This is a genomic window from Bacteroides muris (ex Fokt et al. 2023) (genome assembly GCF_024704895.1).
GTDB lineage: Bacteria > Bacteroidota > Bacteroidia > Bacteroidales > Bacteroidaceae > Bacteroides > Bacteroides muris.
This window is the reverse complement of the sequence record NZ_JAMZEE010000009.1, coordinates 32,607-49,957: the sequence shown is the minus strand read 5'-3', so window position 1 is coordinate 49,957 and position 17,351 is coordinate 32,607. Positions and strand designations below refer to the sequence as shown.

The 17,351-nt window shown below is 48.2% G+C and carries 11 protein-coding genes and 1 pseudogene; 7 read left to right on the top strand and 5 right to left on the bottom strand.

Annotated elements, in window-relative coordinates:
* Positions 1–47 precede the first annotated feature (47 nt).
* Complete coding sequence (locus tag M1B78_RS05385; protein ID WP_257931234.1) at positions 48–2,237, bottom strand: DNA topoisomerase 3; 2,190 nt, start codon at positions 2,235–2,237, stop codon at positions 48–50.
* A gap of 105 nt (positions 2,238–2,342) precedes the next feature.
* Between M1B78_RS05385 and M1B78_RS05380 the strand changes: the two are divergent.
* Positions 2,343–2,525 (top strand): annotated as a pseudogene (locus tag M1B78_RS05380) (DUF4995 domain-containing protein); the annotation flags it as partial.
* A gap of 300 nt (positions 2,526–2,825) precedes the next feature.
* Here the strand turns inward: M1B78_RS05380 and scpA are convergent.
* Together scpA and mutA are read right to left on the bottom strand one after the other, a co-directional pair.
* Entirely contained in the window at positions 2,826–4,973 is a 2,148-nt protein-coding gene (scpA, locus tag M1B78_RS05375; protein WP_257940104.1) for a methylmalonyl-CoA mutase, read from the bottom strand.
* 1 nt (position 4,974) lies between these two features.
* Positions 4,975–6,873: a methylmalonyl-CoA mutase small subunit gene (mutA, locus tag M1B78_RS05370; protein WP_257940103.1), complete on the bottom strand. Its 1,899-nt coding sequence runs from the start codon at positions 6,871–6,873 to the stop codon at positions 4,975–4,977.
* A gap of 268 nt (positions 6,874–7,141) precedes the next feature.
* Here mutA and M1B78_RS05365 point away from each other — a divergent pair, with 268 nt between their 5' ends.
* Positions 7,142–8,803 carry a putative transporter gene (locus tag M1B78_RS05365; RefSeq protein ID WP_136009848.1) on the top strand — a complete coding sequence of 554 codons (1,662 nt, stop codon included), beginning with the start codon at positions 7,142–7,144 and terminating at the stop codon, positions 8,801–8,803.
* 93 nt (positions 8,804–8,896) lie between these two features.
* On the opposite strand, the gene M1B78_RS05360 is transcribed toward M1B78_RS05365, so the two are convergent.
* Both M1B78_RS05360 and M1B78_RS05355 read right to left on the bottom strand, forming a co-directional pair.
* Positions 8,897–9,526, bottom strand: a complete 630-nt coding sequence (locus M1B78_RS05360) for an AAA family ATPase (RefSeq protein WP_136009849.1) — start codon at positions 9,524–9,526, stop codon at positions 8,897–8,899.
* A gap of 83 nt (positions 9,527–9,609) precedes the next feature.
* Positions 9,610–10,965, bottom strand: a complete 1,356-nt coding sequence (locus M1B78_RS05355; protein ID WP_176468755.1) for an MATE family efflux transporter — start codon at positions 10,963–10,965, stop codon at positions 9,610–9,612.
* Positions 10,966–11,517: 552 nt separating this feature from the next.
* Here M1B78_RS05355 and lysS point away from each other — a divergent pair.
* From lysS to M1B78_RS05330, 5 genes are all read left to right on the top strand, one after another.
* Positions 11,518–13,248: a lysine--tRNA ligase gene (gene lysS, locus M1B78_RS05350; protein WP_136009851.1), complete on the top strand. Its 1,731-nt coding sequence runs from the start codon at positions 11,518–11,520 to the stop codon at positions 13,246–13,248.
* A gap of 99 nt (positions 13,249–13,347) precedes the next feature.
* Positions 13,348–14,343 carry an NAD(P)H-dependent glycerol-3-phosphate dehydrogenase gene (locus tag M1B78_RS05345; RefSeq protein WP_136009852.1) on the top strand — a complete coding sequence of 332 codons (996 nt, stop codon included), beginning with the start codon at positions 13,348–13,350 and terminating at the stop codon, positions 14,341–14,343.
* 48 nt (positions 14,344–14,391) lie between these two features.
* Positions 14,392–15,729 carry a glucose-6-phosphate isomerase gene (locus M1B78_RS05340; protein ID WP_136009853.1) on the top strand — a complete coding sequence of 446 codons (1,338 nt, stop codon included), beginning with the start codon at positions 14,392–14,394 and terminating at the stop codon, positions 15,727–15,729.
* Positions 15,730–15,866: 137 nt separating this feature from the next.
* Positions 15,867–16,622 carry an HAD family hydrolase gene (locus M1B78_RS05335; RefSeq protein ID WP_257940102.1) on the top strand — a complete coding sequence of 252 codons (756 nt, stop codon included), beginning with the start codon at positions 15,867–15,869 and terminating at the stop codon, positions 16,620–16,622.
* 91 nt (positions 16,623–16,713) lie between these two features.
* Complete coding sequence (locus M1B78_RS05330; protein ID WP_257931225.1) at positions 16,714–17,151, top strand: PepSY-like domain-containing protein; 438 nt, start codon at positions 16,714–16,716, stop codon at positions 17,149–17,151.
* Positions 17,152–17,351: the final 200 nt, after the last annotated feature.

Below are 17,351 nucleotides of genomic sequence, written 5' to 3'. Positions count from 1 at the left end.
ACTACGGGTGACGGGCTACAAAGCCACGAATAACCAAGATATCAACCCTATTCAAACGGCTTGCGGAATGTACATCCGGATTTCCATTCGGAACAACCGTAAGCCGTTTTCCCCTTGATAACAGTACCTTTTCCGCAAAGCGGACAAGTCTGACCGACGAAATCGTCAGCTTGTACGGAAGCCTCCGTACTTGAAGTTGCCACAGTGCCCGAAGCCTGCTCCGTCTTTTTGCTTGCGGCGGCAGACTTTCTCGGTGCTCTTTTCTTCGGCTCCTTTTTCGGTTTATCGGCAGCCTCTGCCTTGGCAGAAGCCTTACTGCTCTTTTCGGGAGCAGGCGCTTGGATGGTGATGTGGCGGTTGCTGTTATCAGAAAGTACACTCATCACGACCTCCGATACCATCTGTTTCAGTTCTTCCAAGAATTGTCCGGCATTGTAAGTCCGTTTTTCAATCTCACGCAGTTTCTTTTCCCAAATACCAGTCAGTTCCGCCGATTTCAACAGCTCCTCATGGATAATCTGTATCAGCTCCACACCGGTAGGAGTGGCTATCAGATTCTTCTTTTCCTTGCGGATATAGTTCCGCTTGAACAGTGTCTCGATGATGGCTGCACGGGTAGACGGACGACCGATGCCGTTTTCCTTCAGCGCATCACGCAGCTCGTCGTTATCCACCAGCTTGCCCGCTGTCTCCATAGCACGCAGCAGGGTGGCTTCCGTATAAGGCCGGGGCGGCTGCGTCCACTTCTCATACAAATCGGGGACGTGCGGCCCACTTTCTCCTTTCACAAAAGCCGGAAGCACACCCTCCTCTTCTCCCTTCTCCTCTCTCTCCTCCTGCGATTGTGCCGAGGGAGTGCCGAAAATAACACGCCAACCCGGTTCCAGAATCTGCTTGCCGGTGGCCTTGAACTCGATGCTTTCTACCTCGCCAAATACGGTGGTAGTGGCAAACTTACAATCGGGGTAGAATACAGCAATGAAACGGCGTGCTATCAAATCGAATACACGACGCTCCATATCCGTCAGATTCTGCGGATGCTGGCCGGTAGGAATAATGGCATGGTGATCTGTCACCTTGGAGTTATCGAAAACCTTTTTGGATTTCAACAATGCAGTTCCTGCCAAAGGGGCTGTAAATGTCTCGTAATCGCGCAGACCTTTCAAAATTCCGGGGCATTTGGGATAGATATCATCACTCAAATAGGTAGTGTCTACACGTGGATAGGTAGCCACTTTCTTCTCATACAAGGACTGGATAATTTTCAGCGTTTCATCAGCGGAATAGGCAAATTTCTTGTTACATTCCACTTGCAAAGAAGTCAAGTCAAACAAGCGGAGCGGTGCCTCCCTCCCCTCCTTCTTGGTGACACTTGTCACTGTAAAAGGAGAATTCTTAATCTGCGCCAGCAAAGCAAGCCCACGCTCGTGGTCGGTAATGGGGTCGATACCTCGATTCTCTTCTTCTTTTTTAGGTTTCTTGCCGGCAGCTATGGCCTCTTTCTGCTTCTCGGCTTCCAGTACCAGCTCCTCCTCACTTTTCCGGATAATGGCAGAGAAAGTAGTATCTCGATAGACGGTTTTCAGTTCCCAGTATTGCTTGGGAACAAAATGCTGTATTTCCAACTGACGGTTTACAATCAGTGCCAGTGTCGGCGTCTGCACACGGCCGATAGAAAGTACCTGTCGGTTCTGCCCATACTTCATGGTGTAGAGGCGGGTGGCATTCATCCCCAGCAACCAGTCGCCAATGGCACGAGAGAGTCCGGCTTCGTACAAAGGCTGGAAATCCGACGCATCGCGCAGCTTGGCAAAGCCCTCGCGGATAGCCTCTTCCGTCAATGAAGATATCCAAAGGCGTTTCACCGGGCAACGCGCCCCGGCCTTCTGCATCACCCAGCGCTGTATCAATTCTCCCTCCTGCCCGGCATCACCGCAGTTTATAATCATATCGGCATGTTGCATAAGGTTCTCTATCGTATGGAACTGGCGTTCGTATGTGGGATTGCTAATCAGCTTAATGCCGAAACGGGGAGGTATCATGGGCAGACTTCCCAAACTCCATGACTTCCAATTAGGGGTATATTCATGCGGCTCCTTCAACGTACAAAGATGACCGAATGTCCAGGTCACCTGGTATCCGTTTCCTTCGATGTATCCGTCTTTCTTTTCTCTCGCTCCCAGTACATCAGCTATGTCACGCGCCACAGAGGGCTTTTCGGCAATACAAACTATCATTTATTTCATCTTTTAAGGAGGCAAAGATAGTGCAAACAAGCTGAAAAAAGAAAATTTGCACAGAATTGATGGTCAAATAAACAATCTGCACCCGCACAATGAGTAGAAACCATCCTGAAGAATCTTTCAAGCAACAGCTATCTGGCAACCAAAGGAAGCAATCAGGGATTTGTACTGATGCACTCCACCGGCTCACTGCCCCACGGTTCGGAGATAGACGTACCACTAAACTATGCAGACTATTATTATCTCGAAGCTTTGCAAAGATACCAAAACTTAAATAAGTAATCAGATTGTTTGGCAGGGATGAATCCGTTACCAATGCTTGATGCGGAGGTAGCGGATTTTTTTGTTTCATAAAAAAAAGGGGAAGAAACGAAAGATACGGACATAAAAAAAGGAGTACCGCTGTACTCCAACCTTTGTTAACCTTAAATCTAATACTATGAAAAACACATTGCAAAGATACGGACTTCTGATAAATCTGCAAATTATCCAAGAGAAAAGACATGTTTTATAACACAGATTAAGAAAAAAGGACGGATATGCAAACGCACACCGTCCTTTTTTAACATTTAACATGTCGGATTATTCTTCATCCAACAAGATTTCCAATATCTGGCAAGCAGCCTTGGCAACCGGAGTGCCGGGGCCGAAGATGGCAGCTACGCCTGCCTTGTAAAGGAAGTCATAGTCTTGTGCGGGGATTACACCACCGGCAATCACTACGATGTCCTCACGTCCCAACTTCTTGAGTTCTTCGATAATCTGCGGAACCAATGTCTTGTGTCCGGCAGCCAATGAAGAAACTCCCACTACATGAACGTCGTTCTCGACCGCTTCGCGGGCAGCCTCGGCCGGTGTCTGGAACAAGGGTCCCATATCCACGTCGAAGCCACAGTCGGCATAGCCGGTTGCAACAACCTTGGCACCGCGGTCGTGACCGTCCTGCCCCATCTTGGCTACCATGATACGAGGCTGACGTCCCTCTTTCTTCGCAAACTTCTCCGCCAACTCACAAGCACGGTGGAAGTCGCTGTCATTCTTACTTTCTGATGAATACACGCCTGATATAGTTCTGATTACTGCTTTATAACGTCCTACAATCTTTTCGCATGCGTAAGAGATTTCTCCCAAGGTGGCACGCACGCGAGCCGCCTCTACCGCCAGCTCCAGCAAGTTACCCTCTTTCGTTTCCACACACTTCGTGATGGCCTCCAACGCTCTCTGTACAGCTGCCTCGTCACGTCCCTCCTTCAAAGTCTTCAAATTGGCAATCTGTTCCTGGCGAACAGCCGTATTGTCGATTTCAAGAATATCAATCGGAGCTTCTTTCTCCAGACGATACTTGTTCACACCGACAATGGTCTGTGAACCACTATCGATACGGGCCTGCGTACGTGCGGCAGCCTCTTCGATACGCATCTTGGGAATACCGGTTTCGATGGCTTTTGCCATACCGCCCAGCTTCTCTACTTCCTGAATCAGCTCCCAAGCCTTGTGAGCCAGCTCATTAGTCAGACTCTCCACATAATAAGAACCTCCCCATGGGTCTACATTCTTGCAAATGTAAGTTTCTTCCTGAATATAAATCTGCGTATTACGTGCAATACGTGCAGAGAAATCCGTCGGCAAGGCAATAGCCTCGTCAAGAGCATTGGTATGCAATGACTGGGTATGTCCCAATGCAGCAGCCATCGCCTCGATACAAGTACGGCCCACATTGTTGAACGGGTCTTGCTCTGTCAATGACCAACCGGAAGTCTGGGAGTGCGTACGCAAAGCCAGCGACTTCGGATTCTTCGGGTTGAACTGCTTCACAATTTTTGCCCACAACATACGCGCGGCACGCATCTTGGCAATTTCCATGAAATGGTTCGTCCCAATGGCCCAGAAGAAAGAGAGACGCGGTGCGAAAGCATCGATGTCAATGCCTGCGGCAACACCGGCACGGAGATATTCCAGACCGTCAGCCAACGTATAAGCCAATTCAATATCCGCCGTAGCACCGGCTTCCTGCATGTGGTAACCGGAAATGGAAATGGAGTTGAACTTGGGCATCTTTTGAGAAGTATATTCAAAGATGTCGGAGATAATCTTCATAGAGAATGCAGGCGGATAAATATAGGTATTACGCACCATGAATTCCTTCAAGATATCGTTTTGGATAGTACCTGCCATTTCTTCCAGCTTGGCACCTTGCTCCAGACCTGCATTGATATAGAATGCCATGACCGGCAACACGGCACCGTTCATAGTCATGGACACGGACATCTTGTTCAAAGGAATACCGTCGAACAACACCTTCATGTTTTCCAGTGAGCAGATGGATACACCCGCCTTGCCGACATCACCCACTACGCGTTCGTGGTCGGGGTCGTAGCCACGGTGAGTGGCCAGGTCGAAAGCCACGGACAAACCTTTCTGTCCGGATGCCAGATTACGGCGGTAGAAGGCATTTGATTCTTCGGCTGTGGAAAAACCAGCATACTGACGGATGGTCCAGGGACGCAACGTATACATCACAGAGTACGGGCCGCGTAAATAAGGAGGAAGTCCGGCTGCATAGTCAAGATGCTCCATCCCTTCGAGGTCTTCTTTTGTATAAACAGGCTTCACTTCAATGTGTTCCGGCGTTTTCCAATCAGCGTGGATGCCGTTAGCCTTTTGCCACTCAGCACCGTTGACGGGCTGGAAAGCGGCATATATATCTAAGTTTTTAAAATCTTTTCTCATCTTACTTCAAAAGTTTAGCGTTGTATTCCTTTAATGTTTCCAGCACGTTGACACGGACATGGATAAAGTTCTCGATACCGGCAGCCTTCAGGTCGTCCATGCAGGCAGGAGCACCGGCTACGATAAACATGGCACGGGCGTCCAAAGCCTTGAAGGCCGGAACAGCATATTCCGCATATTCATCATCACTTGAACACAATACCACAATGTCAGCCTTGGCAGCCATTGCAGCCTCTATGCCTTCTTCTACGGTGGAGAAACCGAGGTTGTCTACAACTTCATATCCGGCACAAGCCAGGAAGTTGCAAGAATACTGCGCACGTGCCTGGCGCATGGCCAAATTACCGATAGTCAGCATAAACGCTTTCGGACGTTTGCCGGAAGCCTCCGTTTCAAGGCGCAACGCCTCGAATTCGCTGGCAGCACGGTCAAAGTTCAATGTCGGAACATCTTTTTCGCACGTATGCCCTCCGCCGCAACAGCAAGTAGCCTCAACCGGTTTCTTGTCTCCGGCCTTTTCAGTGAAATTAGGGAACTGGTTAGTACCCAACAGCACTTCCTTGCGCTTGGCAACTGCGGCATGACGCGCCTTGTTGCTCTCGTTTACGGCAGCCTGCACTTTTCCGGCTTTTACAGAAGCATAGAAACCACCGTCTTCTTCTACAGCGAGGAAGAGTTCCCAGGCTTGCTTGGCAATAGAGACGGTCAGGTTCTCGATATAATAGGAACCTGCAGCCGGGTCAATAACCTTATCGAAGTGCGATTCTTCTTTCAACAGCAATTGTTGGTTACGCGCCATACGCTCAGAGAACTCATTAGGAGCATCATATGCCTTGTCGAACGGAGTAACCGTCATCGAGTCAACGCCGGCAAGGGCTGCACTCATCGCCTCAGTCTGCGTACGCAACAAGTTTACGTGTGCGTCAAACAGAGTCAGGTTGAATGAAGAAGTTTCCGCATGAATCTTCATCTTGGCAGCACAGCGGCATTCGTTTTTCTCGCCCTTATTTTCACAGTCACGCAGACATTCCGGACTGTAGGAAGCTACAATATTCGCCCACAGCATACGCGCAGCGCGGAATTTGGCTATTTCAAGGAAGTAATTGGAGCTGATACCGAAATTGAACTTAATCTTCTTGGCTACCATTGCGGCAGGCAGGCCGGCATCGACCAACTGATTCATATATTCATTACCCCAAGCCAAAGCATAGCCCAGTTCCTGGAAGATATAAGAACCTGCATTGTTTAATGTCAATGCATTCACATTCAGTACACGGTATTTCGGCAGGGAAGCGGTAGCCTCGAGCAGCGCCTTGGCCGTTGCCACCATATCACCTTTCTCTTTACCTTTGGCCAGCATCTTGTTGAAGTAGTCATAGTTGATGGAGCCCTGCAACTTCGTCAAGTCATAATCCTTTTTCCGGAAATAAGCGACAAGAAGTTCCGCAAGTTCCACCACATGCCCCTGGCAGGTAGAGAAGTTCAACTCGACACATTCCGCGCAGATATCTTTCAACAAGGTTTCAATATACTCCGCACTCAGTTCCTTGGCCTTTACATGGAAGGAAAGTGAATCCACGCCTTTATTCAAAATGTCCAATGCCTTGACATTAGCCTCTTTGGGGCATTGCACTTTGATTTCCTGACGAACAAGCCATTCATTGTTGTCTTTCTTGGTACCTCTGAAATAAGGGAACTCGCCGGGAAGGGCATCTGTCGTCTTTAAACCTTCGAGATCTTCCATACGGTAGAAAGGTTTCACCTTAAATCCTTCGTTTGTCTTCCAAACGAGCTTCTTCTCGAAATCCGCCCCTTTCAGGTCTGCGGTAACTTTCTCCATCCACTGTTCGGTGGAAACGGGAGAAAAGTCGGAGAAGAGTTTTTCTTTACTGTCTGCCATAGTTTATTTAAAATTAAAATAGATGAATACTATTCATTTTGTCATCAAGAGACTTGCAAATATAAGGAAATACTTAGAACAAAATATTTTTTTAGGGAAAATTGCACTCTCCGATGACTTTATGCCTATACTGATTTTGAGCATTTGCCGGATGAATACCATACTTTTGCAAAGCTGATATGGCAAAAAGTGCCACAAAGCTTTTGCCACCTCCTTTTTATTAAGTAATTTTGCGCGAATTTTAAACAACGACATATTAATAGGTACAATGAATTGGTTAGAAAGTTTGCTATGGGACCCTTCATCTGTCGCTCACATCGTTTGTTTGTATGCATTCGTAATATCTGTGGGCGTATTGCTGGGTAAGATTAAAATTTTCGGGGTATCGTTGGGAGTTACATTTGTTCTCTTCGCAGGTATCTTGATGGGGCATTTTGGTTTCACGGGCGAAACACACATCCTGCATTTCATCCGCGAGTTTGGTTTGATTCTGTTTGTATTCTGCATCGGCTTGCAGGTCGGTCCATCCTTTTTCTCCTCCTTCAAGAAGGGAGGTATGCGGCTCAACGCACTGGCCGTAGGCATCGTCCTGCTGAACATTACTGTGGCATTGAGCATCTACTTCCTTGACGGCAGCATCGACCTGCCCATGATGGTCGGCATCCTCTACGGTGCCGTGACCAACACTCCCGGACTCGGTGCCGCCAACGAAGCGCTGAATCAGCTTCACTACACGGGCGACCCTATTGCGCTGGGTTATGCCTGCGCCTACCCCCTCGGTGTAGTAGGCATCATCGGCTCCATCATCGCCATCCGCTACATTTGCCGGGTCAACCTCAAGAAAGACGAAGAGGAGCTCAGCAGTCAGGAAGCCGACAATAAGCACCAGCCACACATCATGAGCCTCGAAGTCCGCAACGAGTCCATCTCCGGAAAGACGCTTATCCAGGTAAAGGAATTCCTCGGACGTGCTTTTGTCTGCTCACGCATACGCCACGAAGGCCACGTCAGCATTCCCGACCACAAGACCATCTTCCATACGGGCGACCAAATCTTCATCGTCTGCTCCGAAGAAGACGCCGAAGCTGTAAAAGCTTTCATCGGCAAGGAAATACAAATGGACTGGGAAAAGCAAGACACCCCGATGGTATCGCGCCGCATCCTGGTAACGAAATCGGAAATCAACGGCAAGAAGCTGGGCGACATGCATTTCCGCAGCATGTATGGCGTAAACATCACCCGTATCAACCGTTCGGGTATGGACCTCTTTGCCGATCCTAATCTGGTGCTGCAAGTGGGCGACCGCGTAATGGTAGTAGGCCAGCAGGATGCCGTAGAGCGTGTAGCACGCGTGCTGGGCAACCAGTTGAAACGTTTGGATACTCCGAATATTGTAACTATTTTCGTGGGAATCTTCTTGGGAATCTTGCTGGGTAGCCTGCCTATCGCATTCCCGGGTATGCCGACACCGGTAAAACTGGGTCTGGCAGGTGGACCGCTGGTAGTAGCCATTCTCATCGGCCGTTTCGGCCACAAAATGCATCTTGTGACGTACACCACCATGAGTGCCAACTTGATGTTGCGCGAAATCGGTATCGTGCTTTTCCTTGCCAGTGTCGGCATAGAGGCCGGTGAGCATTTTGTGCAGACGGTAGTGGAAGGCAACGGATTGCTATACGTAGGCTACGGATTCTTGATAACCGTCATTCCTTTGTTGGTAATCGGCATGATAGCCCGTTTCTACTGCAAGGTGAACTATTTTACTTTGATGGGATTGATTGCAGGTAGCAATACAGACCCTCCCGCACTGGCTTACTCCAACCAGACGGCAGGCAACGACGCTCCGGCAGTGGGCTACTCTACGGTATATCCGTTGACCATGTTCCTGCGTATTCTGGCAGGGCAGATGATATTGTTGACAATGATGTGATGACATCATTCACTGAAGAACAAGAAAGGCTGCGCAATGTTGGTTTAAACCCGACTGCGCAGCCTTTTATCTTTCATCTTTCTCCGGAGATTCCTAAAGTCTCAGCTTCTTCTTGACGAACTCTTCTATAAAGTCCACTGTAGCATCAATACCCAATACGGAAGAATCGACACACAAGTGGTATGTTTCGGCAGCCCCCCATTTCTTGTAGCTATAATAATTATAGTATTCGGCACGCTTCTTATCCGCTTTGTTCATCATTTCTTCCGCTTCATGCTCAGAAATGGAATGAATCTGGCAGAGGCGTTTGACGCGCTCCTCATTGGAGCAGGAAATAAAAACATTGACACAGCGTGGATTGTCCCGCAGAATATAGTCGGCACAACGCCCCACAAACAGGCAGGACTTCTCCTCCGCCAACCTGCGTATCACATCGCTTTGCACTTTGAACAGAGCATCATTGCTCAGGCAATTCGTGACCGGGATAGCCCCGTCGCTGACAAAAGGAAAACGCATGCCGAAGAGTCCTCCGATAATGCCTTGCGAGGCTTTCTCATCAGCTTTTTCAAAAAACTCACAACACAGTCCACTCTCCTCGGAAGCCAGCCTGATCAGCTCCTTGTCATAAAAATCAATACCCAGACAGGCAGCCAGCTTCTCGCCTATTTCCCGTCCGCCACTACCAAGCTGACGGCCTATATTGACTATAAAATTATTATCCATACACTTGTTCATCTATTGGTTTGCCGATAGCAAATATAAATATTCTTACGGAATATCTGCAGAAAGCATAAGAAAATTTCATCTCAACGTGCCGCAGCCGCCTTAAACTTGCGGAATTGGCAAACCAGCATCACCAGCGCTATCAAACTTGCCAGCAAGTCGGAAACCGGCATACTATACCACACCCCTGCCGCTCCGAAGAATCGAGGCAGAATGAGCAGGCAAGGAAGCAGAATCAGCATCTGCCGGGTAAGGGAAAGGAATATCGCCTTACCCGCCATGCCTATGCTCTGGAAAAAGTTGGAAGTCACCATCTGGAAACCGATAATGGGAAAGAACATGACTGTAATACGCAATCCAGTAGCCGAAAGTTCCGTCAGTTCCGCATCCGATGTAAAGATGCTCACCACAAGGTCCGGAAGCAGCATGCCTACCAGAAAGCCGAAAGTGGTCACCGCCGTGGCATAGACTATGGTCAGTTTCAGCACCTTGTTCACCCGTCCATACAGCTTTGCCCCGAAATTATATCCGGCAATGGGCTGCATCCCCTGGTTCAATCCCATCACAATCATCACGACGATGAAGACCAGACGGTTCACTATGCCGAAAGCCCCGATGGCCAAGTCACCGCCATGTTTCTTCAGCCCCTGATTGATGAGAATCACAATGAAGCAGGCAGCCAGGTTCATCAGGAAAGGAGACATGCCGATAGCCAGCGAATCGAATACGATCTTACGTTTCAGACGGAATATCCCCCGATGAAAATGCAACAGTTCATCCTTGTTGCTGAACAGCCTGAACTGCCATGCCAGCGACAGCACCTGTGCCACAATGGTAGCGACGGCAGCCCCCCGGATGCCCCAACCGAAACCATAAATAAATACCGGGTCAAGAACCGTATTGACAACCACCGTAGCAACGGTGGCATACATCGCCTTCTGCGGATGTCCGGAAGAGCGCAGCACTGCATTCAGCCCCAGATAGAGGTGCGTAACGGCATTTCCCAAAAGAATAATCTGCATATAATCCCTGGCATAGCCTATCGTCTGGTCACTGCCTCCGAAGAAATAGAGAATCGAATCGAGAAAGAGCATGACAATGACAGTGAAGGCCACTCCCAGCACCACGTTCAGAACAAAAACATTGCCCAGCACACGCTGTGCCGTGTCATAATCCTTCTGCCCCAGTTTGACGGAAATCAGTGTGGAAGCCCCCACACCCACCAGCGAGCCGAAAGCCGCAGCCAGATTCATCAACGGGAAAGTCAGCGCCAATCCCGAAATAGCCATCGTGCCCACTCCGTGACCGATGAAGATGCTGTCTACCATATTATACAAAGAAGATGCGGTCATTGCGATGATTGCCGGAACGGCATATTGCATCAAGAGTTTTCCTATACTTTCCGTTCCCAGCGCCGTGGGAGTCTTTTGTCCTGCCATATACTATACCTATTACTTTTTACAGAGCACAAAAGTACTCAATTTTCGGAAAGCGAGCAAGCAATCGGCCAACCATTAGTGAAGAGGCAACTGAAAGCCGGACAAGTCCTTCGCTCATATAGGAGGAAAAGAGGCAAGCCCCTTATCACAAAGTATATCTTCAGCCTGAAGATTTACATATTCAACCTTAAGATATAAATCTGCAACTTAAAGATGTAAATATCCAGCCTGAAGATAAAGTTTAAAACCGGGCCGAAACATCCCTGCAAGCAGACTGAACCTGCCTCATCCCTTATACCATACTGCCTCACAGCAAATACCCGACACGCCAAGGCATGACTCTTTCATTCAAGGGAGCCGGAATTGCTATAACCCCAACAATACCAGGGGCTTTTAACTCCCGAGCACGAAAGACGACAACTACTTCCAGCCCCCTTTAACTCCCTTAAATGAAAGAACCGCGACGGCGCAGAGTGCTTTATTTAATAAAAAGATTCGCTATCTGAAAAATGTTTCGTATTTTTGTACCCAAATTGAGTGAAATATAGCGAAATGAACGTATTAGAACTAAGTGAACAGGAAATCATTCGTCGCAACAGCATGAATGAACTTCGCGCGATGGGCATCGAGCCTTATCCCGCAGCAGAGTATGTAACAAATGCTTTCTCTACCGATATTAAAACTGAATTCAAAGACGATGCAGAGCCTCGCCAAGTGTCCGTTGCCGGACGTATCATGAGCCGCCGCATCATGGGCAAAGCATCTTTCATCGAATTGCAGGACTCCAAAGGGCGCATCCAGGTATACATCACCCGCGATGACATCTGTCCGGACGAGAACAAGGAGATGTACAACACCGTGTTCAAACGTTTGCTCGACTTAGGCGACTTTATCGGCATCGAAGGATTCGTATTCCGTACCCAGATGGGCGAAATCAGCATCCATGCCAAGAAGCTGACCGTACTTGCAAAGAGCATCAAGCCCCTGCCTATCGTGAAATATAAGGACGGCGTGGCTTACGACTCTTTCGAAGACCCCGAACTCCGCTACCGCCAGCGCTATGTAGACCTTATCGTGAACGACGGTGTAAAAGAAAAATTCCTGAAGCGTGCCGCTGTCATCAAGACCATGCGTGCCGTACTGGACGAAGCCGGCTACACGGAAGTGGAGACCCCGATTCTTCAATCTATCCCCGGTGGAGCAAGCGCCCGCCCCTTCATCACCCACCACAACTCACTGGACATGGACCTCTACCTGCGCATCGCTACCGAACTGTATCTGAAACGACTGATTGTGGGCGGATTCGAAGGCGTATACGAAATAGGCAAGAACTTCCGTAACGAGGGTATGGACAAGAACCACAACCCGGAATTCACCTGCATGGAACTGTACGTACAGTACAAGGACTATAACTGGATGATGAGCTTTACGGAGAAATTGCTGGAACGTATCTGCATCGCCGTGAACGGATGTACAGAGACCGAAATAGACGGCAAGACCATCAGCTTCAAAGCCCCTTACCGCCGTCTGCCCATTCTGGAAGCCATCAAGGAAAAAACCGGCCATGACCTGGAAGGCAAGAGCGAGGACGAAATCCGCCAGGTGTGCAAGGAACTGAACATGGAGATTGACGACACCATGGGCAAGGGTAAGCTGATTGATGAAATCTTCGGCGAATTCTGCGAAGGAACTTTCATACAGCCCACCTTCATCACCGACTATCCCGTAGAGATGAGTCCGCTGACCAAGATGCACCGCAGCAAACCGGGGCTGACCGAACGCTTCGAACTGATGGTGAACGGCAAGGAACTTGCCAATGCCTACAGCGAGCTGAACGACCCGATAGACCAGGAAGAACGTTTCAAAGACCAGTTGCGCTTAAGTGAAAAGGGAGACGACGAGGCCATGTTCATCGACCAGGATTTCCTGAAAGCATTGCAATACGGTATGCCTCCCACGTCGGGCATCGGTATCGGTATCGACCGCCTGACGATGTTGATGACGGGTGAATCATTCATCCAGGAAGTGCTTTTCTTCCCGCAGATGCGTCCGGAGAAAGTTACCCCCAAAGACGCTCCCGCACGATACACAGAACTGGGTATACCCGAAGATTGGGTGGCTGTGATTCAGAAGGCCGGCTACAACCAGGTGAGCGACATGAAAGATGTGAATCCGCAAAAACTCCACATGGACATCTGCGGCATCAACAAGAAATATAAATTGGAATTGACAAACCCGACCGTAAACGAAGTTGCTGACTGGGTCGGAAGAATTAAGAATTAAAAATTAAAGAATTAAATAGGCAAAATTAAAGATAGGAGGAAGGTGAAGGCACTAACTTCACCCCCTTTTAATTTTTAGTTTTTAATTATTAATTTCGATATGAAACTACCCGGTAAGATAGCCATCATGGGCGGAGGAAGTTGGGCTACAGCCATTGCAAAAATGGTTCTGTCGCAAGCAGAGTCGATAAACTGGTATATGCGGCGAGACGACCGTATCGCCGACTTCAAACGACTTGGCCATAACCCTGCCTACCTGACGGGCGTCAAATTTGATACCAAGCGCATCAACTTCAACTCCAACATCAATGATGTCGTGAAAGAATCCGATACGCTCATCTTCGTTACACCTTCCCCTTATCTGAAGGCTCATCTGAAGAAGCTGAAGACCAAGATTAAGGATAAATTCATCATCACCGCCATCAAAGGCATCGTACCCGATGACAACATGATTGTATCGGAGTATTTCACTAAGGAATATGGCGTCCCGGCTGAGAATATCGCAGTATTGGCAGGTCCCTGCCATGCGGAAGAAGTGGCTCTGGAACGCCTTTCTTATTTGACCATTGCCTGTCCCGACACCGACAAGGCCTACACCATTGCCCGCAAACTGGCCAGTTCATTCATCAAGACATCCGTCAGCAACGATGTTGCCGGCATTGAATACAGTTCGGTACTGAAGAATGTATATGCCATTGCAGCCGGTATCTGCAGTGGCCTGAAATATGGAGACAACTTTCAGGCCGTACTCATGTCCAATGCCGTACAAGAAATGAACAGATTCCTGCAAACGGTACATCCGTTGAACAGAAACGTGAATGATTCCGTTTATTTAGGCGACCTGCTGGTGACGGGATATTCCAATTTCAGCCGTAACCGCACATTCGGTACGATGATTGGCAAGGGCTACTCCGTGAAAAGCGCACAGATTGAAATGGAAATGATTGCTGAGGGATATTACGGTACAAAATGCATCAAGGAAATCAACAAGCATTATCATGTCAACATGCCTATTGTAGATGCAGTATACAACATTCTGTATGAGCGTATCTCGCCGACAATTGAAATCAAGCTGCTTACCGACTCATTCCGGTAAATGCGAAAAAAAATTAAACGAAATACTGAATTTAAAACCTAGAATATTATGATTAGTTTGAACATTGAAAAGACTCTTGGATTCATCTCCAAAGAAAATGTTTTCGCCTATGAAGCCCAAGTAAAGGCTGCACAGGAAGCATTAGAGAATGGTACCGGTAAGGGCAACGACTTCTTGGGCTGGCTGCACCTCCCCTCCTCCATTACTAAAGAGCACCTGGCCGACCTGAAGGCTACCGCACAAACATTGCGTGACAACTGCGAGGTAGTAGTAGTTGCCGGTATTGGCGGAAGTTACCTCGGTGCACGTGCGGTGATAGAGGCTTTGTCAAACAGCTTCACCTGGTTGCAAGACAAGAAAACGGCTCCGGTCATTCTGTATGCAGGACACAATATCGGTGAAGATTATCTATATGAACTTACCGAATACTTGAAAGACAAGAAATTCGGTGTTATCAATATCTCCAAATCCGGTACTACCACCGAAACAGCCCTGGCCTTCCGTCTGCTGAAGAAGCAATGCGAAGACCAACGTGGCAAGGAGATGGCAAAGAAGGTAATCGTTGCCATCACCGATGCCAAGAAAGGTGCTGCCCGCGTGACGGCAGACAACGAAGGCTACAAATCCTTCATCATCCCCGATAACGTAGGCGGACGTTTCTCCGTACTGACTCCGGTAGGCTTGTTGCCCATCGCAATAGCCGGTTTCGACATTGAGAAACTGGTTGCAGGTGCAGTCGGGATGGAAAAGACCTGCGGAAAAGATGTTCCGTTTGCAGAAAACCCCGCTGCCATCTATGCGGCCACGCGTAATGAACTATACAAGAATGGCAAGAAGATTGAAATCCTCGTCAACTACAACCCCAAACTGCACTACGTAAGCGAATGGTGGAAGCAGCTTTACGGTGAATCCGAAGGTAAGGAAAACAAGGGTATCTTCCCTGCTGCCGTAGACTTCTCTACCGACCTGCACTCCATGGGACAATGGATTCAGGAAGGCGAACGTACCATCTACGAAACTGTCATCTCCGTAGAGAAGACACAGCACTCCTTGCAGGTACCTTCGGATGAAGCGAATCTTGACGGACTGAACTTCCTGGCAGGCAAGCACGTGGACGAAGTGAACAAGATGGCCGAATTGGGAACACAGCTTGCCCACGTTGACGGCGGTGTGCCCAACATGCGCATCGTTATCCCTGCGCTGAATGAAGAAAGCATCGGAGGTCTGCTCTACTTCTTTGAAATAGCTTGCGGCATCAGCGGTTATATTCTGGGAGTCAATCCGTTCAACCAACCGGGTGTGGAAGCATACAAGAAGAATATGTTCGCACTGCTGAACAAGCCCGGCTACGAAGAAGAGTCCAAAGCTATCCAGGCAAGACTTTGATAAATCAAGAATAGAGAGTTGAGAATTAAGAAATGGCTTTGCAACAAGCGCAATGAAAAGCTGTTTCTCTATTCTCAACTCTCTATTTATTTACCCCGCATTTCTTAATTGTTAATTTTCAATCCTCAATCTACCAAGTGTTCGAAAACTCTATCGCCCGTTATCTGGAAAAGCACAGGCACTCCAACATCCAATTGAAAGCAGTTCTTTTTGACATGGACGGTGTACTGTTCAACTCCATGCCCTATCATGCCGACGCCTGGCATAAAGTAATGGAACGCCATGGCCTGCACTTGAGCCGTGAAGAGGCATACATGCACGAGGGACGTACCGGAGCCTCCACCATCAACATCGTTTATCAACGCCAGTATGGCAAGGATGCCACTCCCGAGATGATAGAAAGCATCTATGCGGAGAAAAGTACCGAATTCAGTACCCACCCGGAACCGGAACGTATGCCGGGTGCTTGGGAAGTGCTGCAAAAGGTAAAAGCGGCAGGACTGATTCCGGTACTTGTCACCGGTTCGGGCCAGCACTCCCTGCTGAACCGTCTTGCCCACAACTTCCCCGGAATGTTTCAGCACAATCACATGGTGACCGCCTTTGATGTGAAATACGGGAAGCCTCATCCTGAGCCTTATCTGATGGGACTGGAAAAAGCCGGAGTACAAGCCAACGAAGCTATAGTTGTGGAAAATGCACCTATCGGAGTACAAGCCGGAACAGCTGCCGGCATATTCACTGTGGCGGTCAATACCGGTCCGCTGGACAAGCAGGTATTACTGGATGCCGGAGCAGATTTATTGTTTCCGTCCATGCAGGCGCTTTGTGACAACTGGGAAAGGTTGCAAACCGCATTAGATGCCAGCAATAGCCTCTACCATAAAAATTAATAAGGCTTTTCCCAATTCTTTCCAAATTCTCTTCCTATCTTTACAATGCAGAAAACAAATAAAGTATTTATTATTAAAAAAATAGAGAAGTATGAAAAAGTTAGTTATGATGTTGGTTTGCATGTTTGCAGTGCACACAATGGTAATGGCGGATAATGATAAGCCGATAGAGGTGAGCCAGTTACCGGCGAAGGCGCAGACATTTATCAAGACTTACTTTAAAGACCATAAGGTGGCAATGGCTAAATTGGAGTCGGGAATGTTTTATAAAAGCTATGATGTGGTGTTTACGAATGGGGAGAAGGTAGAATTTGATAAATCGGGAGAATGGAAGGAGGTACGATGCAGACAAAGTGGAGTTCCTGCACAGATTGTACCGGAAGCGATACGTAACTATGTAAAGACCAATTATCCGGATGCAAGAATTCTTCAGATTGAGTACGATGACAATGAGTATGAGATAAAGTTGTCTAATCGTTGGGAAATTACATTTGACTCTAAAATGAGGGTGATTGACATTGACGATTGATGACAAGAAAGATTTAGAATATGTAGATTATAAAGTATCAAGAAGCTGAAAACAGTGGCTGTACTATATTTCAATTGCCCGGAGTCAACGAAGCCCCGGCTGCACTTTTGCAGTTTTTTAATCAGTGTGTCCGGAGAAGGACGCTCAACCTTCTCCGGAGCTGAAAATACTGATTTATAAGGAAACGGCGCTTCCTGCCG